The organism is Paramagnetospirillum caucaseum (assembly GCF_000342045.1).
GTDB lineage: Bacteria > Pseudomonadota > Alphaproteobacteria > Rhodospirillales > Magnetospirillaceae > Phaeospirillum > Phaeospirillum caucaseum.
This window is the reverse complement of record NZ_AONQ01000016.1, coordinates 33792-56935: the sequence shown is the minus strand read 5'-3', so window position 1 is coordinate 56935 and position 23144 is coordinate 33792. Positions and strand designations below refer to the sequence as shown.

Below are 23144 nucleotides of genomic sequence, written 5' to 3'. Positions count from 1 at the left end.
TACGGTCAAGGTGTTTGACGCAGCAGGGGTCGCAAATCGGCCCGTTCCTCCGGATTGCCCATGCGGCGGGCATCCGCTACGTTCCACCCCTTGCCCGATGCGCCGCATCGGCCTGCGGGGTGCGCCTCGCGGTCTGCCGCCCCGCATGGAGCAACGAAGTGTGTCAACCTAACCCCATCACGCTCTAACAATCGATTCCGACCACGGCAAGTTTGTTTGAGACCGGAGCCGCTGATGTTTCTTTCCATTGAAGACTACGATTCCCAGGAGCGGACAGCGCGCTCGCGGCTGAGTGCCCGTGAAATCTCGGCATTCGGCCCCGTTACCTTTCAAGATTACGGTTATCCCGTTGTGGTGCGCGAGGAAATCGAGCTGCTGCGCTATGTCGATGCCATGCACGAATACTCCGCGCCCAACCTGCTCGCCGATGGCGTCGTGCTGAGCATCGACGAGGCTGAGCTGATCCGCGATGTCAGCGAAGTGGTCCTCACTCTTACCGCCACCCATTTCCAGCGACCGATCCGGCCCTGGCTGGCGACACTGTCGGCCATCGAGACTCTGCGCCTCGTTAATGGCTGGGCTGGGAAAGTCGGCAAGAAGTCCTTGACCGTCTTCGAGTTCGGCCCCGGTAGCGCCTATCTCGGCGCCTTTCTCTGCCGCGCCGGTCACCGCCTCATCGCCATGGACAACTCCCAAGGCTTCTACTTGTGGCAGAACAGGCTGTACGGCGCGTTAGCTGGCGATTCCGTCCTCGACTTCGCCGTGCCGGATGCCGGGCCACTGCGTGACGACCCGACCAAGGTCATCACCCATGTCCCATGGTGGCAGTTCCTGACCTTGACAGGCACCATGCCGTTTGCCGTCGACGTGGTGCTCTCCGAGCACTGCCTGGTCGAGATGTCCCAGGACGCCCGGCGTTTTGCCCTTCGAATTTCAAATCAGATGCTCAAGCGCGATGGCGCCAGCGCCCATCTGTTCGAACATTTAGGCGGTACGTCCCGCCACGGCAGCAGAGCCGCCCTGTTCCACGAGTTTGACGCCGCCGGCTTCGACGCCATCGCCAAGCGTCTCTTCTATGCCTTCGTCCCCAAGAGCGGCCCGCTGTCGGACCTGGCCATCGCGCCGGACGACATGGCGGCGACCGGGATCTTCCGCCGGTTGGCGGTAAAGCGCCGACGCAACGCCCTCCGCGCCCGTTTCCCGCTGGTGTCCCTCGACAACGGCCTGCCCCGCTTCGCACCCAGCGGAAGGACCGAAACCGTGGCCGCGCGCGAGGTCATCCCGTTCCTCGCATCCGAGGCTCCCCTGGACTATGCCTTCCTGGCCCATGCCGGGGTTACGGTACCAGGCAATCTGAAATAAGGCACAATCGCCATGGCCGTCGTCGACTTCCTTGAATCCCTCCATACCAAAACCAAGCGCGACTACGTCCAGCGGGTGGTGGAACACGACAAGGCCGAATGCGCCACCGTGGCCAAGCAATGGGGCTTCGATTATTGGGACGGTGACCGCCGCCATGGCTATGGCGGCATGCGCTATGACGGACGCTGGCGCCCGGTGGCCGAGGCCATGGCCCGGCATTACGGCCTGAAGCCGGGCGACCGCATCCTGGACATCGGCTGCGGCAAGGCCTTTCTGCTGTACGAGCTGACCCAAGCGGTTCCTGGGATCGAGATCGCCGGCATCGACATTTCCGCCTATGGCATCGATAACGCCAAGGAGGAGGTGCGACCGTTCTTGAAAGCCGGCGACTGCGCCAAGCCGCTGCCCTGGCCCGATGGCCATTTCGACTTCGTTTTTTCCATCAACACCTTCCACAACCTGTTCAATTTCGAATTGTTCGCAGCGTTGCGGGAAATGCAGCGGGTCGGTCGGGAACGGCGCTGGCTGTGTGTGGAATCGTACCGAAACGAGCGGGAGAAGGCGAATCTCCTGTACTGGCAGCTCACCTGCCAGACGTTCCACACGCCCGAGGAATGGGCGTGGTTCGCGGATCTGGCGGGGTATCGGGGCGACCTGGGATTCATCTATTTCGAATGACCCAAGGGCGGATCATCATCGTTGGCGCCACCGGCAGCATCGGTCGACCCTTGCATGCTCTCGCCCGTGCCGCGCGACGGACGGTCGTCGCCACCAGCCGCGCCGGCGGCGCGGGCTTGCGGTCGTTCGACATGGTCGAAGGCCGGCTTGCCGATCTGGTGCCCAACCTTGGGGCCGGCGATTGTGCCTACGTGCTTGGTGCCATGACCTCCCCCGACGTGGTGAGCCGCGATCCCACCGCTGCCCGCGGGGTGAATGTGACGGCGGCCATACGCCTGCACGAGGAAGCGCTTGCGGCGCGCGCGCGCGTGGTGTTCGTCTCCTCCGAGATGGTCTTCGACGGCGAGACGGGTGGCTATACCGAGGACGACGCCACGACGCCGACCACCGAATACGGACGGCAGAAGGTGGAGGTAGAGCGCCACCTGCTCGAGCGACCGGGAAATTGGCTTATCCTGCGTACGGGCGCGACAGTGTGTCCTGGGGTGGATGACAATTGCGTTGTCTCCAAGACCTATCGTACCTTGCTGTCAGGGCAGGCGCGCATGGCGTCCGACAACCTGCTTTCCGTCACCGCTGTCGGGGACACCGCCCGTCTTCTGCTGGAACTCGCCGACCACCCGGTCACGGGTATTCTGCATGGCGTGGCCAACCCGCCGGTGACGCGGGCCGAACTGGCAGGCTGGATCGCCGAAGATAGTGTTTTCGGCGGACAAATGATGTATGAGGTGGCTCGTTTCGCGGATATTCCCTTCGCGGAGAAGCGGCCTCGGAAATCCTGGCTGCGCAACAGCCGCATCCGGTCCTTGCTTGGGATGGATTTCACTGCGCCGCGCGACGCGGTTCGCGACAAAGTCAAGATTCTGGATCGGTGGCGTTCCAGCACGAGCCCGGAAGGGATTGTAAATGGCTAGCAGCATTGCGTTCGACAGTATCGAGGACGCGCACTCCCGCGAAGAACACGCCGAAGCGATGTTCGACCGGATCTGGCCGCAACGCGCCATCCGTCGGGTGCTGCTGGTCACGCCGCCCGATGCCGATGCCGGCCTGTTCCGCTTTGACACCGCCCAGCGCGGCCGCTACACCAATTACCCGCCCTATGGCCTGATGCTGCTGGCTCAGGTTCTCCGCAAGAAAGGCATTGAGGTCCGCATCCTCAACCTCAATCACGCGCTGCTGAAACACAGCCACGAGGTGGAGAAAGCCGAGGATTTTGATTTCGACGGCACCTGGCGGCACCTGCTGGATGCCGAGATTGCCGCCTACCCGCCCGACCTCTGTGGCGTCACCTGCATGTTCACCATGACCCATGCGTCGCTGCGCCGGGTCTGTGCCGCCATCGCTGAAGCCAAGGTGCCGACGGTGGTGGGGGGCGTGCATGTGACCAACGATTTGCATCGCATCCTGGACGATCTCGAGACCCCTTGCGCCGCCGTCAGCGGCGAGGCCGAGGTCGCCTTTCCAATCCTGATCGACGCGATCAATAAAAAGCGTCCTTCGGCGGATCTGGGCCAGGTTGTACTGAACGATGGGCCGGGCCGCCATCTGGCCTTCAACCGCGATCTGCGTCCGGACGGCGACGATCTCGACACCCTGCCCGCCTATGATCTGGTGCCCATCGAGGAATATTCGCGCCACGGCACCATCGGCGCCTTCTATTGCTTCAAGCCCCAGGAAACCATTTTCGCCACCGCTCTGTCGAACCGCGGCTGCCGTGCCATGTGCACCTTCTGCTCGGTACGCAACTTCAATGGCAAGGGCGTGCGGCAGCGTTCCGTGTCCTCGGTGGTGGACGAGCTGGAGTATCTGACCAACGAGCGTGGCGTCACCCACGTCATGTGGCTGGATGACGACCTGCTCAAGGATCACGGTCGGGCAATCGAGTTATTCAATGAGATGACCCGGCGCAACCTGAACTTGACCTGGGACGCCACCAACGGCGTTCTGGCGGCTTCCTGCACCGACGAGGTCATTGCCGCCGCCGCCGCAAGCGGTTGCATCGCCGTGAACATCGGCATGGAATCGGGCAACCGAGAGATCCTGAAGAGCGTCCGCAAGCCCGGCACACCCGAGACGTTCCTGGAAGCGGCCGAAGTCCTGCGGCGCTATGAAAGCATTCATGCCAGCGTCTTCCTGATGATTGGCTTCCCCGGCGAAACCATGTCCATGATCCTGGACACCATCAATGTCGCCCGGGCCATGGACCTGGATTGGTATCGCTGTTCCCAGCTGCAGCCTCTGCCCAACACCCCGCTCTATGATTCCATGGTGGCGCAGGGCCTGATCCAGGCGGTGGACAAGGACATCCGTTTCAACGGCGGCGCCTACGGCAAGCAGACCGAGATCGAACAGGGTCTGGCGCTGGGCACGCCGGATTTCGAGCAGGCGTTCTCCTCCATTCCCATGGATTCGATCCCCACCGGCGAGCAATTGACCGACATCTGGTTCTTCATGAACTATCACCTCAATTTCCACCGGATCTTCCATGAGACCCGTCGGGTGAAGATTGAGCAGTTGATGGCGCATCTCCGGGTATTGGGTGACGTGATCTCCCCCGAGAACGGGTTTTCGCTGTATTTCCAGGGTTTCCTGCAATATCGCAGGGACGGGCGCGTGGATCCGGTCGTGGTCGAACGCCTTCAGCGCCGACTGGACAGCTCGCCCTATTGGCGCGACCGCTTCCACGCGTTCGGCCTCGCAGCCGAAGACCTCACCACGCTTGACTTCCGCAACCGCGACAAGCCGCGCATCCTCTCCAAGCTGAAGCTCTAGGCATGGACGAGATTCTGACCATTCCCGGATTCCGGCGTGCCGAGGGGGCAAGGACGCTTTCCTTTTTCTGCGACTCGGCCACGCCCCAGGTCGATAGCATCATGATCGACACCCTGGCCGAGGCCGCCCGACGCGCCGGCGGAGCCGCGCGGCTTTGCCTGCACCGCGATCCCCAGGATCCGTTTCACGACATGGTGATCGTGGAAAGTGCCTCGGGCTATGCCCGCCCGCATCGCCACCACGCCAAGGGCGAAACCTGTCATGTGATCCGTGGCAGCGTGGCCATGGTGCAGTTCGATGATCAGGGCAGCATCCTCCATGTCGCCCGCCTGGCGCCGGGTGGCGGAACGATCGCGCGGGTCGCGCCGCGCAGCTGGCACACGGTCTTGGTGTTGTCCGAGGACGCAGTCTATCACGAAAGCAAGCCCGGCCCCTTCGATCCGGCCTGTGATGCCGAACTTCCATCCTGGGCGCCGGTGGGCCAGGACGCCCAGGACCGTTGGATGTCTGACCTGCGCCGCCGGGTCTGCGAGGCGCCATGGGCCTGAACATTCTCGTCACTGGTGCGGGCGGATTTGTCGGTGGCGGCCTGGCACGGACCTTCGCCGCGCAGGGCCATCGCGTAACCGCGCTCTACCGCAAGTCACGCCCGCATTGGGACGGGGCGGTGACGGTGCAGGCCGACCTGGCCGATCCCGATTGCCGTCTGCCCGACAGGCGGTTCGATCTGGTGATCCACGCCGCGGCGCATACCCACCTCGAAGCCGACCTCAGCGCCGAGGCCTTCGTGGCGTCCAATGTACGGGGGACCCTGACCCTGGCCCGCCATTTATCCCGCACCGGGGCGGGCATGGTGGTCCATCTGTCGACCCTGTCGGTCTATGGCGCGATCAACGACCCGGTGGTGGATAGCGACACGCCGCTGCGCGACCCCGGCCTTTACGGGACCACCAAGCTGTTGGCGGAACAGGTCCTGGCGGAACAGGTGGCGGCCTTTCCCAGCCTTTCGCTACGCCTGCCCGGCGTGGTCGGGCCGGGTTATTACAAGCCGTGGCTTGGCCGCCTGGTGAACGATGCGTGCGCCGGTCGGCCGCTGTCCATCTTCAATCCCGATGGATTATTCAACAATGTGATCGACATCGACGGGCTGGCCGAGGCATGCGTCGCTGCGGCGGCGCGCGGGCGATCAGGCGCCGGTGTGTGTGCGATCGGCGCGGCCATGCCCATGACCATTCGCGATCTGGCCGCTTTGGTGGCGGAAACCGCCGGGACCGTGCCAAGCATCGTCGTCGGCCAGACGGCAAAACCATCTTTTCACATTTCCATCGAACCCCTGCGTGCACTCATCGGTTTCGAGCCGAAAACCACGGCCGATATCGTACGCCGCTATGTGCTTGCACGCGCAAGCGAAGGCAAAGGAGACAGAATTTGACCAAGATCCTCGTCATCGGTGGTGGCTTCGCCGGTTGCATCGCGTCCCACATGCTCACCGACAAGGGCTACGACGTCACCCTGATCGAGAAGGGGCCGGTTCTGGGCGGCGGCTGCCGCACCCTCGTCTATGGCGGCCATCCCTACACCATCGGCCCGCGCCACTTCCTGACCAAGAAGGAAGAGGTGTTCGAGTTCTTGAACCAGCACATCCCCATGCGCCGCTATCCGGACGGCCATGAATTCCTGACATATATCGAGAAGGACCAGTCCTTCTGGCATTTCCCCATCCACCGCGACGAAGTCGAAGAAATGCCCGATCGCGAGAAGATCCTTGAGGAATTCAAGGACTGTCCCGGTCCGGAAGGCGCCAAGAATCTCGAAGAATATTGGCTGATGTCGGTGGGGCCGACCCTTTATGGAAAGTTCGTCGAGAGCTATTCCAAGAAGATGTGGCAGATCGATTCCAACACCGAAATCACCGATTTCGGCTTCACGCCCAAGGGCGTCGCCATCAAGACCGGCCCCAAGGGTGCGTGGACCGAGGCCATCTCGGGCTACCCCAAGGCCATGAACGGCTATGACGATTATTTCGATATCTCCACACGGAACACCAAGGTTCACCTGAACACGCCCATCGAGGAATATGACGTCGAGAATCGTCGGGTGAAGGTGGCGGGCGAATGGCACACCTATGACATCATCATCAGCACCATCTTCCCCGAGGTGTTGATGAACAACGCATTCGGTCCGCTGCGTTGGATGGGCCGCGATTTCTTCAAGATCGTGCTGCCCGTCAAGAAGGTGTTCCCCGAAAACGTTTACTTCTTGTATTACGCGAACCAGGAGCCGTTCACCCGCATCGTGGAATACAAGAACTTCTATCATTATGATTCGCCGACCACGCTGCTTGGCCTGGAGATCCCGTCTTTCAACAATAAGTACTATCCATTCCCCATGAAGGCAGACCAGGATCGCGCCCAGCAATATTTCGACGCCCTGCCCAAGGATGTCTATTCGATCGGCCGTGCCGGCACCTACCGTTACATCGATGTCGGCAACATCATCGAACAGGCGCTGGAAATGTTCAGGAGCTTCTGACGATGACCGATGTCCAGGCACCCGGCTACCGACCGGAGGAGGGGGCGCCAGTCCCCTCGCTTCCGGCGCCGGAACCGGTTCCCAATATCGCCGCATTCCTGGACGAACGGGAACTGTGCCTGGCGGGCGATCCCCGGCGGCGGGAAAATTACAAGCGTTTCCTGGCGTCCAGCCGGCGCTCGGAACACGCGGATTATATGCCGCCGCGGCTGGATATCGAAAATGTCAGCCGGTGCAATTTCCGTTGCGGTATGTGCCAGGTCAGCGATTGGCCCAAGGGTCGCCGCGCCGCCGACATGGACCTGGATGCTTTCAAGCGACTGATCGATTCCCAATGGGGCCTGGTCGAGATCAAGCTGCAGGGCATGGGCGAGCCCACCATGCAGGGCGATGATTATTTCGCCATGATCCGCTATGCCCGCGAGCGCAACATCTGGGTGCGGACCACCACCAACGCCTCGTTGCTGCATCTCAAGGACAATTACCGCAAGCTGGTGGATTCCGGGGTCAACGAGATCCAGATCTCCATCGACGGTGCCGACAAGGAGACCTTCGAGAGCGTCCGGGCGGGCGGGGTGTTCGAGCGGGTCGTGGACAATTGCCGCCTGATCAACGCCTATTGCGCGGAACAGGGAATCGAGCGGACCAAGATGTGGACGGTGGTGCAGAAGGCCAACCACCACCAGCTAGAGGATTTCGTCCCGCTGGCGGCGCGGTTGGGGTTCACCTCCATGGCGTTTTCCACCACCATGGTCGATTGGGGTGATCCCGATTGGCGCCGCCGCAACGACGCCCAGACGGTCGATTACATGCGCTTGGCGGAAAAGGCCGACGTCATGATGCGCCGAGGCGAGGAACTGGGGGTCGCCGTGCGCTTTTGGAGCGTGACCTCGAAATACAGCACCGCCGAACCGGCCAAACTGTGCCCGTGGCCGTTCGAGCGGGGCTATGTCTCGTCTGACCTTCGCATCGTGCCGTGCTGCATCATCGGCAATCCGGAAACGTCGGATCTCGGCGATGCCAACCGGCTTGAGGAAGAATGGAATGGCGCGGCGTGGCGGGAATTCCGGCGCGCCCACCTGGAAGGCCGCATCCCCGCGGTCTGCCGCAGCTGCTATGAGGACTGACGTGAGCAAGATCGATTCTTCGGCGATGGGGTCCGATGTCGCCCGGTCCCGCAAGCAATATTTCGCACGGTTGTTGGCGGATCTGTTTCTGTCAGTGACCGGCGTCAATGGTGCCGGTTATCTGGCGACCGAGATCGTGCAGAAGATCCGCCCGGTGTGTCGGATCGAAACCGCCAAGGGTCCCCTGTGGTGCCGTGGCGGCCATGGCCGCCTGGTGTGGCGCGCCGAGACCTTCTACACCGAGGAGCCGGAAACCGTGACCTGGCTCGACGGCATCCGGGCCGACGACATTCTGTGGGACGTGGGGGCCAATGTCGGCCTCTACTCCCTCTATGCCGCCAAGGTCGCCGGCTGCAAGGTCATTTCCTTCGAGCCAGAGGCGCAGAATTTCGCCATCCTCACCGAGAACGTGGTCCTCAATGGGCTGGGCGCCCAGATCGAACCCTGCCCGGTGCCGCTGACCCGCGGCCTGGCGCTGGACCGTCTGGCGGTGCACGCCATGACCAAGGGCGGTGCCTTCAACCAGTTCGGCCAGCCGGCAGAGGGCGCGGCGGTGCGCCAACTGCAGATCGGCTGCTCCCTTGACGACCTGGTCTATACCTGGAACCTGCCGGCTCCGACCTTCCTCAAGGTGGACGTGGACGGCATCGAACCGCTGATCTTCGACGGGGCGGAACGTCTGACCCAGGACCCCCGGTTGCGCAGCGTCCTGGTCGAGATCCGCACCGACCTGCCGGACAACGTGGCCATCGTTGAAAAACTGGAACAACGTGGCTTCACGGTCTCGTCGCGGCGCTCCAATTGGCTCTCCCGCGAGAATCGCGAGGGCGAGAAGCACCACCCGGTCGAGAACGTTATTCTGGTTCGGGGATAGCCGATGAGCCGGACCACTTGCGCCTGGATGGAATGCTAGTAGGTTTTCTGAACACCACCGAGCCATCCCGGCCCCTTCGACGAGAGTCGTATATTGTTCCCTACGTTCAAGACATGTTGGAGGCTCATCGACCGCCGAACGCGGCGGCGGCTGCCGTTGATCGGATTCCTGTTGGTGATCGGAACCGTCCTGGAGGCGGTGGGGATCGGCGCGGTTTTTCCTCTGATCAAGCTGCTGGCCGACCCCTCGGGTATGGGCGATTCGCCCGTGATCGCTGCCATTGCCGGACTCTTCTCCCTAACCTCGCCGAACCAGGTGTTGGCGGTGATGGCCATCGGCATGACCGCCATCTTCGTCCTGAAGAACGTCCTGATGGCGATCTCCTCGGTGATCAATATGCGACTGCGCCGCGACACCGAGATCGTCCTGGCCCGCTCGCTGTTGCGCAGCTACCTGTTCATGCCCTACGCCGAGCTGATCCGGCGCAGCGTCCCCGCGATGACGCTGAACCTGACGGCCCAGATCCCCAGCTTCTTCGCCAACGTCGTCCTCGGGATGGTCCGTATCGTCACCGACCTGCTGATCATCATCGCCATCCTGGCGGTGCTGTTCTCGGTCGAGCCGCTGATGACCTTTTGCGTATTCTCCATCCTGGCCCTGGCCCTGGCCCTGCCCCTTTACTTGATCCGTCACCGTCTCAAGGCATGGGGCGCGGGCCAGACCGAGTTGGCCACCCAGCGCCAGCGCTGCCTGCAGCAATGCTTCGGCGCCATCCGCGAGATCAAGGTGGATGAATCGCACGGGGTCTACCTCCAGAAGCTCAGCGGCATCCTGTGGCGGCTGATGAGCATTCAGACCCGTGTCAATCTAGTCCGCGACTTACCGCGCATGGTGATCGAAGTTGTGATGATCTCGACCATGACCCTGGTGATCGTCGTCATGCTGCTGCAGGACCGCAGCGGCGGCGAAATCATGGCGGCCCTCGGCCTGTTCGCCGCCGCCGGTTTCAGGATGATCCCCCAATTGAATCGCCTGTTCGTGTCCCTCGGCGAAATAAGGATCTCTCTGCCGGCGGCCGAACTGATCAGCCGGGATTTCAGCGGCTTCATCGCCGAGGATGAAAGGCTCGATCAGGGGAGCACCAAGGCCGACCGCATGCCCTTCGAGCGGGAAATCCGGGTTGAATCCCTGTCCTATGCCTATCCTGGAACCGACAGGCTGGTCCTCGATTCGGTCAATCTGGAAATCAACCGGGGTGACGTGGTGGGGCTTGTCGGCCCCTCTGGCGCCGGCAAGAGCACCCTGGCCGACATCCTCCTCGGCCTGCTCGATCCGACCTCCGGCCAGATCCGGGTGGATGGGCAGAATATCGCGGACGACATCCGCGGCTGGCGCCGGAATCTGGGAACCGTCCCCCAGGACATCTTCATCATTGATGACAGCCTCCGCCGCAATGTGGCTTTCGCCGTGGATTCCGGCCAGATCGATGAACTGCGGGTCGACAACGCCCTTCGGATGGCCCAATTGGACGATCTCGTCGCCAGCCTTCCCGAGGGTAACGCCACCATCCTTGGGGAACGCGGCGCCGGTCTTTCCGGCGGGCAGCGTCAGCGACTTGGCCTCGCCCGCGCTCTTTATCGCGACCCCGAAGTGCTGGTGCTCGACGAGCCCACCTCGGCCCTCGACATCGAGACGGAGCAGGAAGTGTCCAGAACCATCTTCTCCCTGGCCGGGCACAAGACCATCGTCATTATCGCCCACCGTCTCAGTACCCTGACCCGCTGCGACAAGATCATCTTTCTCGAGGATGGCCGAGTTTCGGCGATCGGCAGCTTTGCCGAATTGCGGCAGATCAATCCACGCTTTGCCCGTCTGGTGGCCATGGCGTCGCATGGCGTAATCGACGAACAAGCAGCGAGTTGAGCCCATGATCCATCCCCGCCCCCAGCTCGCCGAGGTGTCCCGTCCCGACTGGACCAAGGACGCAAGCCGCAACCCCGCCATGCTGTGGCTCGACAAGAACGAGAACACCGATCCCGAACTGTCCAAGGTGGTGGCCGGGGTGGTGGCCAGCCTGCCGCCCGAGACCTTCTTCACCTATCCCGAAGCCGCCAGGCTTTACGCCAAGCTGGCTGCCTGGGTGGGCTGCTTGCCGCACAACCTGTGCCTGGCCCACGGCTCGGACGGGGTGATCCGCTCGGTGTTCGAGGCCTATGTCTCGGTGGGTGACAAAGTGCTGCACCCCGTCCCCACCTTCGCCATGTATCCGGTCTATTCGAAGATGTACGGCGCCCGGACCGTCGGGCTCGAGTATGAGGCTTCGGACAAGGGTCCCGCCCTTCCGCCCGAGCGGATCATCGCCGCCATTGCCAAGGAACGGCCCCGCGTGGTCTGCCTGCCCAATCCCGACAGCCCCACCGGCACCATCATCCCTCCCGACGAGTTGGAGGCGATCATCGCCGCCGCCGGTGAGGTGGGCGCCATCATCTTAGTGGACGAGGCCTATCATCCCTTCCATGCCGACAGCGTGGTGCCCCTGATCACCCGCCATCCCCACCTGGTGGTGGCGCGCTCCACCGGCAAGGCCTGGGGCATGGCCGGGGTGCGCATCGGTTACGCCATCGCCTCGGAAGAGGTGGCGATAGCGCTGCACAAGGTGCGGCCCATGTACGAGACCGGCACCATGGCGGTGGCGGTGTTCGAGCGCATGCTGGACCACGCCGACGCCATGGAGGCCTCGGTGACGCGGCTTTCCGCCGGCAAGACCCTGTTCCTCGACCGTATGGAAGCCCTGGGCCTGCGCACGTTGCGGGGCGGCGGCAACTTCCTGCATGTGGCCTTCGGCGCGCACGCGGAGAAGGTGCATGCGGCGCTGTCCGATCTGGTGTATTACCGCAAGGATTTCGCGGAACCCTGTCTTAAGGGTTTCTCCCGCTTCTCGGCAACCACGCCGGAATTGTTCGGGCCGGTCATCACCCGTATCGAGGAGAGTGTGCGGACATGAGCGCTGTCAAGGTTGCCCTGATCGGCTGTGGCCGCGTCGCCGGCCATCACCTGCGGTCCATCGCCAAGGTGGACGGCGGCACCATCGTCGCCGTCTGCGATCTGGTGGCGGAGAAGGCCAAGGCCTATGGCGACGAATTCGGCGTCAAGTGGTTCACCAATTACCACGAGATGCTGCAAAGCATGCCCGAGATCGACGTGGTGGCCGTCATCACCCCGTCCGGCATGCATTTCGAGCACGCCATGGAGGTGATGGAGCGTTATTCCAAGCATCTGATCGTGGAAAAGCCCACCTTCATGCGGCCCGAGCAACTGCACGCCGCCTACGATCTCGCCGCCCGCCAGGGCCGGCAGATCTTCCCGGTGTTCCAGAACCGCCACAACAAGGCGGTGCAGAAGGTCAAGCACTCGCTGGAGAACGGCGAGCTGGGCGACATCCGCATCATGAACGTGCGCCTGCGCTGGTGCCGGCCGCAGCGTTATTACGACCTCGCCCCCTGGCGCGGCACCTTCAGCCATGACGGCGGCGCCATCTCCAACCAGGGTATCCACCATATCGACCTGCTGCGCTATCTGGGTGGCGAGGTGGAATCGGTGTCGGCCACCATGCGTACGCTGGGCGCCGAAATCGAGGTGGAGGACACCGTGGTCTCCACCTACACCTACCCCTCCGGCGCGGTGGGCTCGCTGGAAGTGACCACCGCCGCCCGGCCCGACGATTTCGAGGCCTCGCTGTCCATCGTCGGCTCCAAGGGCCTGGCCCAGCTGGGCGGCTGGGCGGTCAACGAGCTGCAGGTCTTCACCCCCGATCCCAATGCCTGCGCCGAGTATTCGGAAAAGATCCCCGACGCCTACGGCTTCGGCCACATCGCCGTCTATGAAGGCCTGGTCGCCGCGCTGAACGGCGTGCGTCCCTTCCAGGTCAGCCGCGAGGATTGCCTGGCCAGCCTTAAGCTGTGGCATTCCTTCTACCGCTCGGACGAGGCGGGCGGCGCCTGGGTCACGGTGGATTCCGACGAACAGTCCACCCGGCTGGGCCGCGCCAATGACACGGTGTCCGATCTCTACCGGACTCCCAAGCCGTGATACCCTTGAGGGTCGGCATCGCGGGTTACGGCGTGGTGGGCAGGCGCCGCCGCGAGGTGATCGACCGCCGCACCGACATGCAAACCGTGGCGGTGTGCGACCGCGCCTTCGAGTCGGAAGGCGTGATGGAGGACGGTGTGCGCCACTATCGCACCCCTCAACGCCTGCTGGAGGCGGAAAAACTCGACGCCCTGCTGGTGTGCCTGACCAACGACGTGGCCGCCGACGTCACCATCGCCGGGCTGGAGCGCGGCCTGCACGTCTTCTGCGAGAAGCCGCCGGGCCGCGACGTGGCCGATATCCGCCGGGTGATCGCCGCCGAAACCCGCCATCCCGGTCTGCGGCTCAAATACGGCTTCAACCACCGCTATCATGATTCGGTGCGTGACGCGCTGGCCCTGGTGCGGGCCGGCTCGCTGGGCCGCGTGCTCAACATGCGCGGCGTCTACGGCAAGAGCCAGTTCATCAGCTTCGGACAGCAATCAGACTGGCGCACCCAGCGGAGCGTGGCCGGCGGCGGCATCCTGCTCGACCAGGGCATCCACATGGTGGATCTGATGCGCCTCTTCGGCGGCGAATTCCATGAGGTCAGCAGCATCGTCTCCAACGATTTCTGGAAGCACGATGTGGAGGACAATGCCTATGCGCTGATGCGCTCGGACCAGGGCTGCGTCGCCATGCTGCATTCCACTGCCACCCAGTGGCGACATCGTTTCAATCTCGAAATAACCTGTGAGAAGGGCGCCCTGATCCTGTCGGGCATCCTGTCGGGCTCCAAGAGCTATGGTGCCGAGACCCTGACCGTGCTGTGGGCGGGCGACGACGACCAGGGCGATCCCAAGGAACAGACCACCCGCTACAACCGGGACCCCAGCTGGGAGGACGAAATCGCCGAATTCGCCGAGGCGATTCTCAACGGCGGCCCCATCCTGGCCGGGTCCAGCGACGACGCCCTGAAGACCATGGAGCTGGTCTATCGCATCTATTGCGCCGATCCCGCCTGGAAGGCACGCTGGCGCCTCACCGATTGCCCGCCGGAGACTCCTCTATGACCAAGATCATCGGCCTCATCCCCGCCCGCATGGCCGCCAGCCGCTTTCCCGGCAAGCCGCTGTTTCCCATCATGGGCCGCCCCATGATCGAGCACGTCTTCGAGCGGGCCAAATTGTTCCCCCGCTTCGACGTGCTGGCCATCTGCACCTGCGACGAGGAGATCCGGGCCTTTGCCGAGAGCAAGGGCTATCCGGTGATCATGACCAGCGACAGCCATACCCGCGCCCTGGACCGGGTCGCCGAAGCGGCCACCAAATGCGGCATCGAGGTGGCCGACGACGACATCGTGCTGAACGTCCAGGGTGACGAGCCCATGATGCATCCCGACATGATCAAAGCCACCATCGCCCCCATGGAGGAGCGTCCGGGCGAGGTGCGCGGCACCATGCTGGCCATGGACATCGTCGACGAGGCCCAGTTCCGCAATCCCGACGCGCTGAAGATCATTTCCGACCTGTCGGGCCGGGTGCTCTACACCTCGCGCCAGCCCATCCCCCATTGCAAGTCCTTCGGCCCGGACTTAGGCGCCCGGCGTATCTACGGCATCTTCGGCTTCAAGTGGGAGTTCCTGAAGCTGTTCACCAATCTTCCCCCCAGCCCGCTGGAGATCAAGGAAGCGTGTGATTCCAACCGGCTCTACGACCATGGCTTCCATCAGCACATCGCCCCCTATCCCTTCCGCCCCAGCTATTCCGTGGACAGCCCCCACGATATCGGCATCGTCGAGGCGGCCATGCAGGATGACGTGCTGTGGGGCAAGTATTGAGCGGCTGGCGCACCCTGCTGGAGCGCGACGCCGCCGGGGCGCTGCGCTGCCCGGTGTGCCGCCAGGGTGCCCTGGCCCTATCCGGTGAGGATCTGGCCTGCGGCTGCGGCGCCCGCTTCCCCGTGGACCAGGACCGCCACATCGCTGCCCTGCTGCCGCCCGAGTCCATCGCCAGCGAGGCCAAGAGCAATATCCGCGCCTGGTGGGGCGATCTCTACGAGCAGCTTTACGGCCCCACCGATAAGGGCCTGACGCCTGAGCGCCTCGAGCATCTTCTCGACCTCACCGAGGATCTGTTCAGGCGGCGCGGCCTGCTGCCGGTGGTCGAGATGCCCCTGGCCCAATTGGCGGGCAGCCAGGTCCTGGAGATCGGCCCCGGCGGCGGCGGCCATTCCTGCCTGTTCAAGCGCCATGGCGCCTCGGTCACCGCCGTGGACATCACGCCCCAGCGCGCCATCTCCACCGCGTTGCGCCTCTCGCTGGTCAAGGGCGACGAGGGCCGCGCCTATCAGGGCGACGCCGAGAACCTGCCGTTCCGGGACGGGGTGTTCGACATCGTCTATTCCAACGGCGTGCTGCACCATTCCAGCGACACCGATCAGGCCCTGGCCGAGGTGCACCGGGTCCTGAAGCCCGGCGGCAAGGCCGTGCTCATGCTCTATGCCCGCCATTCGGCGGTGTTCTGGGCCAATATCGTGCCGCGCGGCCTGTTCTCGGGCGAGATGTTCCGCTGGCCCGAGGCCGAATGGGTGGGTCGGGTCACCGAGGGCAAGCCAAAGTTCGGCCAGACCCGCAATCCCTTCACCCGGATTTATTCCGAGACCGAATTGAGGCAGGCCCTGCGGGCCTTCCGCGTGGTGTCCTTGCGCAAGAACAGCTTCCAGTTCGACAATTTCGCCATTCCGCGACTGACCCAGCTGCGCAACGCGGTGCTGAAGGCGCTGGGCCACCGGCCCCATCCCGGCGCCGAGCTGGTCTATGGCGCGGCGGAATTCGTGCCGGAGACGGCACTGGAACTGTGGTTGGGACAATTCATGGGCTTCGGCTGGAACATCGTGGTGGAGAAGGTGGCATGACCCTTCCCCTCTCGCGCCGCAAGGCCCTGATCACCGGCGGCACGCGCGGTATCGGCAAGGCCATCGCGCTGCGTCTGGCCGCCGATGGCGCCCAGGTAACGGTGACCGGCACCAGGGCCGATGGCGCGGCCCCCGAGGGCTGCGGCTATCTGGCCGTGGATTTCTCCGATCTCGAGGCGACCACGGCTTTCACGGCATCTGTGGCCGGACAGGGCTTCGACATCCTGGTCAACAATGCCGGCATCAACAGGATCGCCCCCTTCGCCGAGATCGATCCGGCGGATTTCCTGGCCATCCAGCAGGTCAACGTCACCGCCCCCATGCTGCTGATGCAGGCGCTGGCACCGGGCATGCGGGAGCGGGGCTGGGGCCGTATCGTCAATATGGGCTCCATCTGGGGGATCATCTCGAAAGCGCAACGTGGTAGCTATTCCGCCTCAAAATTCGCCCTCGCCGGGCTGACCGCCGCCCTCGCCGCCGAGGTGGCGGAAAACGGCGTGCTGGTCAATTGCGTGGCGCCCGGCTTCATCGACACCGAGCTGACCCGGCGCGTGCTGGGCGAGGACGGCATCCGCGAACTGGTCGCCCAGGTTCCGGCCAGGCGCCTGGGGACCCCGGAAGAGGTGGCGGCCTTCGTCGCCTGGCTGGCGGGGCCGGAAAACACCTTCATCAGCGGCCAGACCATCGCCATCGACGGGGGTTTCACCAATGTCTGATCCGATGGTCATCCAGTCTCACAAGGGCGCCTATTGCGTCCATGTCGAGCCCGACGCCGCCCAGCGGCTGAACGCCGCCGATCCCTCCAATCTCCACGTCATCATCGACGGGCGGGTGGCCGAGCTTTACGCGACCGAGTTGGACAAAGTGCTGGCCGGTCCCAGCGTGCTCAGGATCGAGGCCACCGAATCCGCCAAGTCACTGGAACGCTTCCCATCCTACGTGGAGCATCTGGTTGCCAAGGGTTTGCGCCGCGACCACCGACTGGTGGCCATGGGCGGCGGCATCATCCAGGACATCACCTGCTTCCTGGCCGCCACCATGCTGCGCGGCGTGCCCTGGACCTTCTACCCCACCACCCTGCTGGCCCAATGCGATTCCTGCATCGGCTCCAAGAGCTCGATCAATTGCGGCGCGGCCAAGAATATCCTGGGCACCTTCACGCCGCCCTCGGAGATTCATCTCTCCACCCGTTTTCTCGCCACCCTGGACGAGCGTGATATCCGTTCCGGCATCGGCGAGATGCTGAAGGTCCATGCCATCGCCGGCCCCGAGGCCTTCACCCGCTTCGCCGCCGGTTACGATTCCATGCTGTCCGATCCCAAGGCCATGGAGGCGGCCATCCGCGCCTCGCTGGAGATCAAGAAAGGCTATATCGAGAAGGACGAGTTCGATACCGGCCCGCGCCTGGTGTTCAACCTGGGCCATTCCTTCGGCCACGCCATGGAAGCCGCCACGGATTTCTCCATCCCCCACGGCATCGCGGTGACCATCGGCCTCGACATGGCCAACTGGATGAGCTGGAGGATGGGCATCGGCACGGAAGACCATTGGCGGACGGCGCATGGGGTGCTGGCCCGTAATTACCAGGGCTTCGAGGCTCATCCGGTGCCGCTCGACCGCGTCCTGGCGGCGCTCGCCAAGGACAAGAAGAACACCGGGGCCGGCTCGGTGACCCTTATCCTGCCCGATGCCGAGGGCCGGATCGTCCGGGGCGTGCACCGGGCCGATGACGGCTTCAAGGCCCTCTGCGGCCAGTATCTGGAGCAGGTGCGGTGCATCTCCTAGAGCAAATTCCGACCAATCCGGATCACGGCCTCAGGATCACGTCCATCGATGGCCTGCGTGGCATCGCCGCCTGCATGGTAATGCTGGCCCATCTCATGCCGGTTCCCGCCGACCCGCTGGGCGCCCAGATCGTCAGTGGCCTGGACTGGCTGTTCCAGCACGGCCAGACCGGGGTGCTGCTGTTTTTCCTGATCAGCGGCTATGTGGTGCCGTCCAGCCTGCTCGGCCATCCCGATTCCCATCTTCGGCGGTTCGCGGTGTCGCGGGTGATGCGCCTTTATCCCGCCTATTGGGCCTCGATCATACTGGCGCTGTTCATTCTGCCCAGTCCGCCGGGCTGGACCGCCATCGCCGTCAACGTCACCCTCGGTCAGCGCTTCCTCGGCGTCGAAGACCTGCTGGGAGTTTATTGGACCCTTCAGGTGGAGATGGTGTTCTACGTCCTGTGCACCTTGCTGTTCCTCTGCCGCATTCTCCAGACACCCGAGCGCCTGGGATGGCTGGTGGCGAGCCTGGGTATCGCCCTGCTCGCCGCCGCCTTCATCCGCCGCCAGTTCGGAGTGGGTCTGCCCGTGGGTTGGGGCCTTTATATGCTGCTCATGCTGTTCGGGGCCTGGTGCCGTCTGGCAGCCCCCGCCCCGGCCCGCCAGTGGCGGGCGGCGGGTGCCTTGATCCTGTTGCTCCTGGGCATCTGCTGGGCTCTTTATTATCCCCAGGCCTTCGCCCGCCACTGGCTGTCCCATTTCGCCGGCTTCGCCATCGCCCTGCTGCTGTTCCTGGCACTCAACCGTTCGACCCATCTGTCGTGGCGGCCTTTGGTGCTGCTGGGCGAGATCAGCTATTCGGTCTACCTGCTGCATAGCCTGATGCGGCCAGCAAGCCTGGAATTGTGGCCGGCACTGGCCGCCGATCCCTACCTTGCCTTCCTGGTGCAAGTCGGCCTTTCGCTGGTCCTTTCCGCCTTGATATACAGGGTTATCGAAAAGCCGGGCGTTCGTCTGGGACGCCGCTGGGCCGATGCCTGGGTCGCCCACGCCGCCCGGCGCCGCGCCTTGATCACGGTTTGAAGGCTGGGGGATTGATGAACCGCACCGACCGCGTTGCCGTGGCATCCCGCTCGTTCTCCCGCCATCCGGTCCTGCGGGCGGAACTGATGAGCCGATACGAGATCGTAACGTTCAATGATGCGGGGCTGTCGCTGTCCGGCGACGCCCTGGTGACTTTCCTGGACGGTCACGCCAAGGCCATCACCGCCCTGGAAAAGCTCGACGAGAGCGTGTTGTCGCGCCTTCCCGGGCTGAAGGTGGTGGGCAAGTACGGCGTCGGCCTCGACATGATCGACCTGGCGGCCATGAGCCGGCTGGACAAACGCCTGGGCTGGACCGGCGGCGTCAACCGCCGTTCGGTGGCCGAACTGACCATCTGCGCCGCCATCGCCCTTCTGCGCCATGTGCCCGAGGCCAACACCCTGGTTCGAGGCGGCCAGTGGCGCCAGCTGATGGGTCGGCAATTGTCGGAAAGAGTGGTGGGCATCGTCGGCTGCGGCCATGTGGGCAAGGACCTCGCTATCTTGCTGCGCGCCTTCGGCTGCACGGTGCTGGCCCATGACATCAAGGATTTCCCGGACTTCTACGCCGCCCACGGGGTGCGACCGGTGAGCCTCGGCGAGTTGCTGGCCCGCGCCGATATCGTCACCCTGCACCTGCCGCTCGATGCCTCGACCCGAGGGATGATGACGGCGGAAAAGCTGGCGTCCATGCGTGAGGGGGCGATTTTGCTGAATCTGGCCCGTGGTGGATTGGTCGACGAGGTCGCCCTCAAGCACCTGCTGATGAGCGGCCATCTGGCCGGGGCCGCCTTCGACGTCTTCGCCGAGGAGCCACCCACCGACCTCGAACTCCTTCGCCTGCCCAACATGCTGGCGCTCCCCCATATCGGCGGTTCCGCCGAGGAGGCTGTGCTGGCCATGGGCCGCGCCGCCATCGCCGGCCTGGACGCCGGACGCGACCCCCTGGATTTCGCGGGTCAAGGCTGATGAGCAATCCCTATGATCATATCGATTCAGAAACGATGCTGGCGGACAAGGACCGGCTGGTCCTGACCCTGGCGCGGCGGCTGGCCAAACTGGGTCTCAAGCCCGATTACGCCATCCGGGTGATAGAGGCGGCTCGCGGAGTGGAGGCGGTCGAGCGGATCGCCGTCCTGGAGGGTCTGGTAGAGATCGAGGCGCTGAAATATGCTCTGGCGGCCAGACGGGTGCGGGAATTAGAGGCCGGGGAGGACGAATGAACAACGCCGATGCCTGGGGCCTTGACGGGGTTCTCGACTTCTTCGACACGGAACGGTCCAACACGGGGCAGGTCTACGCCTCGGAGTGGTTCTTCCTCAAGGACCGCATGCGGGAAGGGATGCGGGTCCTGGACGTGGGCTGCGCCCAGGGCGGGTTCGCCTCGGTCCTGGCCGAGCACCTGAAGGACTTCCGCTATACCGGTATCGACATCAATCCCGCCATGATCGAGCGCGCCCGCGCCCGTCATCCCGGCCATACCTTCCAGACCATCACCGAGGACGCCGATTGGGCCTGCCTGGGCGACGAAACCTTCGACTTAGTCCTGGTTCTCGGCATCCTGCATCTGCACGAGGGCTGGCGCCGGACCATTGCCCAGGCGTGGTCCCATACCGCCGGCTGTCTGCTGATGGATCTGCGCGAGACGGAAGGCCCGACCATCGAGGACAAGGCCCGCTCGTACTTTCGCATGGATTTCGGCGGCAAGGATGAACGTTACGCCTCCACTACCCTGCCCTATGTCCTGATCAATTCCGCCGAAGCGCTGGAGACGGTGCGCCGCCTGACCCCCGGCGCCCGGCGGACCAGCCATTACGGCTATCTCCACCCGGCCTCGGCCTCGGCCTCGGTGCCAGTGGACGGTGTGATGACCAACGTCTGGTGCGTGGAACGATGAGAAATCATGACAAACCTTCCTGGATCGCCGTGGCCGGTATCGCCTGGATGGCCTCGGTGAACCTTGCCTACTTCGCCAAATCCCAATCTTATTTTGTGGGCAAGCTCGCCGTGATGGGCCGGTTTTTAGGAATAGGTCCATGACGGCATTCCTTTTCATCCTTGCTGTAGGCGTCATCCTGACCGGTTGCGGTTGGACCGTCGTAACGAAGCTCGACCGTGACGCGGTGCTGAACGATCTGGAGCGCCTGGCTTTCGGCCTGGCCGTGGCCGCGCTGGGCCTCCATCTGGCGGTCTTCGCCGTGGGGCATTGGCGGCTGGACCCGCTGGGCATGGGGCTGGTGGCGGGTGCCTTCATCCTGGGGGCCATACCGGGTCTGCGGGCCATGCCCTGGGCTGCGTGGCGCGGGCTTGTCACTGCCTCGGTCAGGGGATCCGCAGGCCATCGGTTCGAAGCATTGCTCTGGGTGCTGATCCTGGGCATCGCTCTGTCAGCCCTGCTCCAGGGTCTGGCACCGCCCAACGACTACGACAGCTTGATGTACCACCTGTCCATCCCGCTTTACGACGTGGCGAAGGGATGGATGGAGATCGCCTGGGGTTGGCACAACCGGAACTTTTTCCCCATCCTGGTGGAGAATCTGGCGCGCTTCGCCCTGGTCTTTTCCGGCACCGGCGCTGCTCAGATGATGCACGGCCTGCTGGGGTTGGGCGCCGCCATGATGACGGCGGCCCTGGCCCGGCGGCTGGGCGGCGGTCGGAAGACGGCATTGGCCGCGGCCCTGATGTTCCTTAGCGTCCGCGTCGTCGTCTGGGAGATGGCCACGCTTGAGGTCGAAGTGGCCCAAGCCTTGTATTGCGGCGGTGCGCTGCTGGCCTACATGCTGCTTCGCCGCCAAGGCGGTTACGGCCTGGCCTGCCTGTTCGGCCTGATGCTGGCCGGAGCCTTCCACGTCAAATACACATCCCTGCTCTATGCAGGTGCCTTTGCTCCCATCATGCTCTGGGATCTGTTCCGGCGACGGATGAAGATCGGCCCTTGGCTGACCGGGCCTCTGGTGACGCTGGCGATCTTCGTCCCGCATCTGGCGCGCAATCTGGCCATGACCGGCAACCCGCTGTTTCCCCTGCTCAATCCCGTCTTCAACAAAGGGGGCCCCGCCTTCATGGAAGACGCCAGGGAGCAGTACGGCGTCGGACGTGATCTGCTGTCCCACCTGGAGGCACCCTGGGCGTTCTCCGTTGATCCCCTCCGGAATTTCGACGGTGTCATTCTCGGCGCCCCCTACCTCCTGGCCCTGGTTCCCTTCGCCTTTCTGGGGCGCCGTCGGGCGCGCGATGTCGTTCCGGCCGTGGCGGTCGCGCTGGGCTTCTACCTTGGCTGGTTCCACCTGATTTCCCAGCAGGTGCGGTTTCTGGCGCCACTGTTCCCGCTGCTGGCCGGCCTGGCCGCCCTGGGCGCCGCGTCACTGTGGGAAGAGGCGGGAGCGTCGCGTCCCCTCCGTCTGGGACTGGCGACCCTCTTCCTGGTCCTGGCGGCCACCCAGTCCATGTTCGTCGGCATCTATACCGTGCTTCGACTGCCGGTGGCCCTCGGCTTGCAAAGCGTCGAGACCTATCTGACCACGACCCCGACCATGGACGGCAGCCACTACCTGGCCTGCAAATATCTGACCGAGCGTCTGCAGCCGGGCCAACGCTATCTCAGCATGCTGCAGCCGCATTTCGCCACCTGCCCGACGACCTCGGCGGTGATCTGGCTGCCGGGCGAGGAAAAGGCCTGGATGACCGGGAAGCTACCCACCTATTCGACGGCGGAGTTCCTGGCCAAGCTGGACGAGGCCGACATCCGCTATGTCATCGTGCAATCACGCTTCGAGAACCGACGCAATGCCGACGCCCGCGCGGAAATGCGGACGGCCGTTCTCTCGGGTGACCGCATCGCGAAGCATATCGTTCCGGCTCTCGACAGTGTACAGCCCCTGTTTTCCGACAAATTCGCCGATGTCTACGACGGGGTGGAAATCCGCGAGGCCCTGCGCCGCCGTTTGCGTGCGGGAGGCTGATC

22 protein-coding genes are annotated in these 23144 nt (G+C 64.0%); all 22 read left to right on the top strand.

Translation table 11 applies throughout. The annotated features are described in order from the left end of the window. The first annotated feature begins 234 nt into the window (after positions 1-234). The 22 genes from H261_RS07815 to H261_RS07710 all read left to right on the top strand — a co-directional run bounded on the left by H261_RS07815 (position 235) and on the right by H261_RS07710 (position 23142). The gene (locus tag H261_RS07815; protein ID WP_008616185.1) at positions 235-1362 is read left to right on the top strand and encodes a hypothetical protein; all 1128 of its coding nucleotides are present in this window, start codon (positions 235-237) and stop codon (positions 1360-1362) included. Positions 1363-1374: 12 nt separating this feature from the next. After that, positions 1375-2040 carry a class I SAM-dependent methyltransferase gene (locus H261_RS07810; RefSeq protein ID WP_008616183.1) on the top strand — a complete coding sequence of 222 codons (666 nt, stop codon included), beginning with the start codon at positions 1375-1377 and terminating at the stop codon, positions 2038-2040. After that, positions 2037-2954: an SDR family oxidoreductase gene (locus H261_RS07805; RefSeq protein ID WP_008616181.1), complete on the top strand. Its 918-nt coding sequence runs from the start codon at positions 2037-2039 to the stop codon at positions 2952-2954. The genes H261_RS07810 and H261_RS07805 overlap by 4 nt, the downstream gene beginning before the upstream one ends. After that, positions 2947-4812, top strand: coding sequence for a B12-binding domain-containing radical SAM protein (locus tag H261_RS07800; RefSeq protein ID WP_040475964.1), 1866 nt, complete (start codon positions 2947-2949; stop codon positions 4810-4812). The genes H261_RS07805 and H261_RS07800 overlap by 8 nt, the downstream gene beginning before the upstream one ends. A gap of 2 nt (positions 4813-4814) precedes the next feature. Further along, positions 4815-5360, top strand: a complete 546-nt coding sequence (locus H261_RS07795; protein WP_008616179.1) for a WbuC family cupin fold metalloprotein — start codon at positions 4815-4817, stop codon at positions 5358-5360. Then, positions 5351-6244 (top strand): NAD-dependent epimerase/dehydratase family protein, encoded by an 894-nt coding sequence (locus H261_RS07790; RefSeq protein WP_008616178.1) that lies wholly within the window; start codon positions 5351-5353, stop codon positions 6242-6244. The genes H261_RS07795 and H261_RS07790 overlap by 10 nt, the downstream gene beginning before the upstream one ends. Continuing rightward, positions 6241-7344 (top strand): FAD-dependent oxidoreductase, encoded by a 1104-nt coding sequence (locus tag H261_RS07785; RefSeq protein WP_008616177.1) that lies wholly within the window; start codon positions 6241-6243, stop codon positions 7342-7344. The genes H261_RS07790 and H261_RS07785 overlap by 4 nt, the downstream gene beginning before the upstream one ends. A gap of 2 nt (positions 7345-7346) precedes the next feature. After that, complete coding sequence (locus H261_RS07780; RefSeq protein ID WP_008616176.1) at positions 7347-8471, top strand: radical SAM protein; 1125 nt, start codon at positions 7347-7349, stop codon at positions 8469-8471. Between the two features lies 1 nt (position 8472). Beyond that, positions 8473-9345, top strand: coding sequence for an FkbM family methyltransferase (locus H261_RS23285; RefSeq protein ID WP_008616172.1), 873 nt, complete (start codon positions 8473-8475; stop codon positions 9343-9345). A gap of 174 nt (positions 9346-9519) precedes the next feature. Beyond that, entirely contained in the window at positions 9520-11268 is a 1749-nt protein-coding gene (locus H261_RS07770; protein WP_152426768.1) for an ABC transporter ATP-binding protein, read from the top strand. 4 nt (positions 11269-11272) lie between these two features. After that, entirely contained in the window at positions 11273-12349 is a 1077-nt protein-coding gene (locus tag H261_RS07765; RefSeq protein WP_008616168.1) for a pyridoxal phosphate-dependent aminotransferase, read from the top strand. After that, entirely contained in the window at positions 12346-13434 is a 1089-nt protein-coding gene (locus H261_RS07760) for a Gfo/Idh/MocA family protein (RefSeq protein ID WP_008616167.1), read from the top strand. The genes H261_RS07765 and H261_RS07760 overlap by 4 nt, the downstream gene beginning before the upstream one ends. Then, positions 13431-14486, top strand: a complete 1056-nt coding sequence (locus H261_RS07755; RefSeq protein ID WP_040475961.1) for a Gfo/Idh/MocA family protein — start codon at positions 13431-13433, stop codon at positions 14484-14486. The genes H261_RS07760 and H261_RS07755 overlap by 4 nt, the downstream gene beginning before the upstream one ends. Continuing rightward, positions 14483-15253, top strand: coding sequence for a 3-deoxy-manno-octulosonate cytidylyltransferase (locus H261_RS07750; RefSeq protein ID WP_008616165.1), 771 nt, complete (start codon positions 14483-14485; stop codon positions 15251-15253). The genes H261_RS07755 and H261_RS07750 overlap by 4 nt, the downstream gene beginning before the upstream one ends. Continuing rightward, a complete protein-coding gene (locus H261_RS23280) occupies positions 15250-16329 on the top strand; it encodes a methyltransferase domain-containing protein (RefSeq protein ID WP_008616164.1) in 1080 nt (359 codons plus the stop codon). The genes H261_RS07750 and H261_RS23280 overlap by 4 nt, the downstream gene beginning before the upstream one ends. Further along, positions 16326-17045 (top strand): SDR family NAD(P)-dependent oxidoreductase, encoded by a 720-nt coding sequence (locus H261_RS07740; RefSeq protein WP_008616163.1) that lies wholly within the window; start codon positions 16326-16328, stop codon positions 17043-17045. Before H261_RS23280 ends, H261_RS07740 begins: the two co-directional genes overlap by 4 nt. Continuing rightward, positions 17038-18114, top strand: a complete 1077-nt coding sequence (locus H261_RS07735) for an AroB-related putative sugar phosphate phospholyase (cyclizing) (protein WP_235062893.1) — start codon at positions 17038-17040, stop codon at positions 18112-18114. Before H261_RS07740 ends, H261_RS07735 begins: the two co-directional genes overlap by 8 nt. After that, a complete protein-coding gene (locus H261_RS07730) occupies positions 18102-19181 on the top strand; it encodes an acyltransferase family protein (RefSeq protein ID WP_008616161.1) in 1080 nt (359 codons plus the stop codon). Before H261_RS07735 ends, H261_RS07730 begins: the two co-directional genes overlap by 13 nt. Positions 19182-19195: 14 nt before the next feature. Then, on the top strand, positions 19196-20149 hold the full coding sequence (locus H261_RS07725; protein WP_008616160.1) for a phosphoglycerate dehydrogenase: 954 nt from the start codon (positions 19196-19198) through the stop codon (positions 20147-20149). Continuing rightward, positions 20149-20403, top strand: coding sequence for a hypothetical protein (locus H261_RS07720; RefSeq protein WP_008616159.1), 255 nt, complete (start codon positions 20149-20151; stop codon positions 20401-20403). Before H261_RS07725 ends, H261_RS07720 begins: the two co-directional genes overlap by 1 nt. After that, entirely contained in the window at positions 20400-21077 is a 678-nt protein-coding gene (locus H261_RS07715; RefSeq protein ID WP_008616158.1) for a class I SAM-dependent methyltransferase, read from the top strand. Before H261_RS07720 ends, H261_RS07715 begins: the two co-directional genes overlap by 4 nt. Before the next feature lie 139 nt (positions 21078-21216). Further along, complete coding sequence (locus H261_RS07710; protein ID WP_152426767.1) at positions 21217-23142, top strand: ArnT family glycosyltransferase; 1926 nt, start codon at positions 21217-21219, stop codon at positions 23140-23142. Positions 23143-23144: the final 2 nt, after the last annotated feature.

What these genes read in the sequence shown, in the direction of transcription:
- H261_RS07800 (WP_040475964.1), top strand. Translation starts at nt 2,947, where the DNA reads ATGGCTAGCAGCATTGCGTTCGACAGTATCGAGGACGCGCACTCCCGC.
- H261_RS07725 (WP_008616160.1), top strand. Translation starts at nt 19,196, where the DNA reads ATGAACCGCACCGACCGCGTTGCCGTGGCATCCCGCTCGTTCTCCCGC.
- H261_RS07765 (WP_008616168.1), top strand. Translation starts at nt 11,273, where the DNA reads ATGATCCATCCCCGCCCCCAGCTCGCCGAGGTGTCCCGTCCCGACTGG.
- H261_RS07760 (WP_008616167.1), top strand. Translation starts at nt 12,346, where the DNA reads ATGAGCGCTGTCAAGGTTGCCCTGATCGGCTGTGGCCGCGTCGCCGGC.
- H261_RS07740 (WP_008616163.1), top strand. Translation starts at nt 16,326, where the DNA reads ATGACCCTTCCCCTCTCGCGCCGCAAGGCCCTGATCACCGGCGGCACG.
- H261_RS07790 (WP_008616178.1), top strand. Translation starts at nt 5,351, where the DNA reads ATGGGCCTGAACATTCTCGTCACTGGTGCGGGCGGATTTGTCGGTGGC.
- H261_RS07720 (WP_008616159.1), top strand. Translation starts at nt 20,149, where the DNA reads ATGAGCAATCCCTATGATCATATCGATTCAGAAACGATGCTGGCGGAC.
- H261_RS07805 (WP_008616181.1), top strand. Translation starts at nt 2,037, where the DNA reads ATGACCCAAGGGCGGATCATCATCGTTGGCGCCACCGGCAGCATCGGT.
- H261_RS07715 (WP_008616158.1), top strand. Translation starts at nt 20,400, where the DNA reads ATGAACAACGCCGATGCCTGGGGCCTTGACGGGGTTCTCGACTTCTTC.
- H261_RS07810 (WP_008616183.1), top strand. Translation starts at nt 1,375, where the DNA reads ATGGCCGTCGTCGACTTCCTTGAATCCCTCCATACCAAAACCAAGCGC.
- H261_RS07735 (WP_235062893.1), top strand. Translation starts at nt 17,038, where the DNA reads ATGTCTGATCCGATGGTCATCCAGTCTCACAAGGGCGCCTATTGCGTC.
- H261_RS07795 (WP_008616179.1), top strand. Translation starts at nt 4,815, where the DNA reads ATGGACGAGATTCTGACCATTCCCGGATTCCGGCGTGCCGAGGGGGCA.
- H261_RS07710 (WP_152426767.1), top strand. Translation starts at nt 21,217, where the DNA reads ATGACGGCATTCCTTTTCATCCTTGCTGTAGGCGTCATCCTGACCGGT.
- H261_RS07780 (WP_008616176.1), top strand. Translation starts at nt 7,347, where the DNA reads ATGACCGATGTCCAGGCACCCGGCTACCGACCGGAGGAGGGGGCGCCA.
- H261_RS07750 (WP_008616165.1), top strand. Translation starts at nt 14,483, where the DNA reads ATGACCAAGATCATCGGCCTCATCCCCGCCCGCATGGCCGCCAGCCGC.
- H261_RS07815 (WP_008616185.1), top strand. Translation starts at nt 235, where the DNA reads ATGTTTCTTTCCATTGAAGACTACGATTCCCAGGAGCGGACAGCGCGC.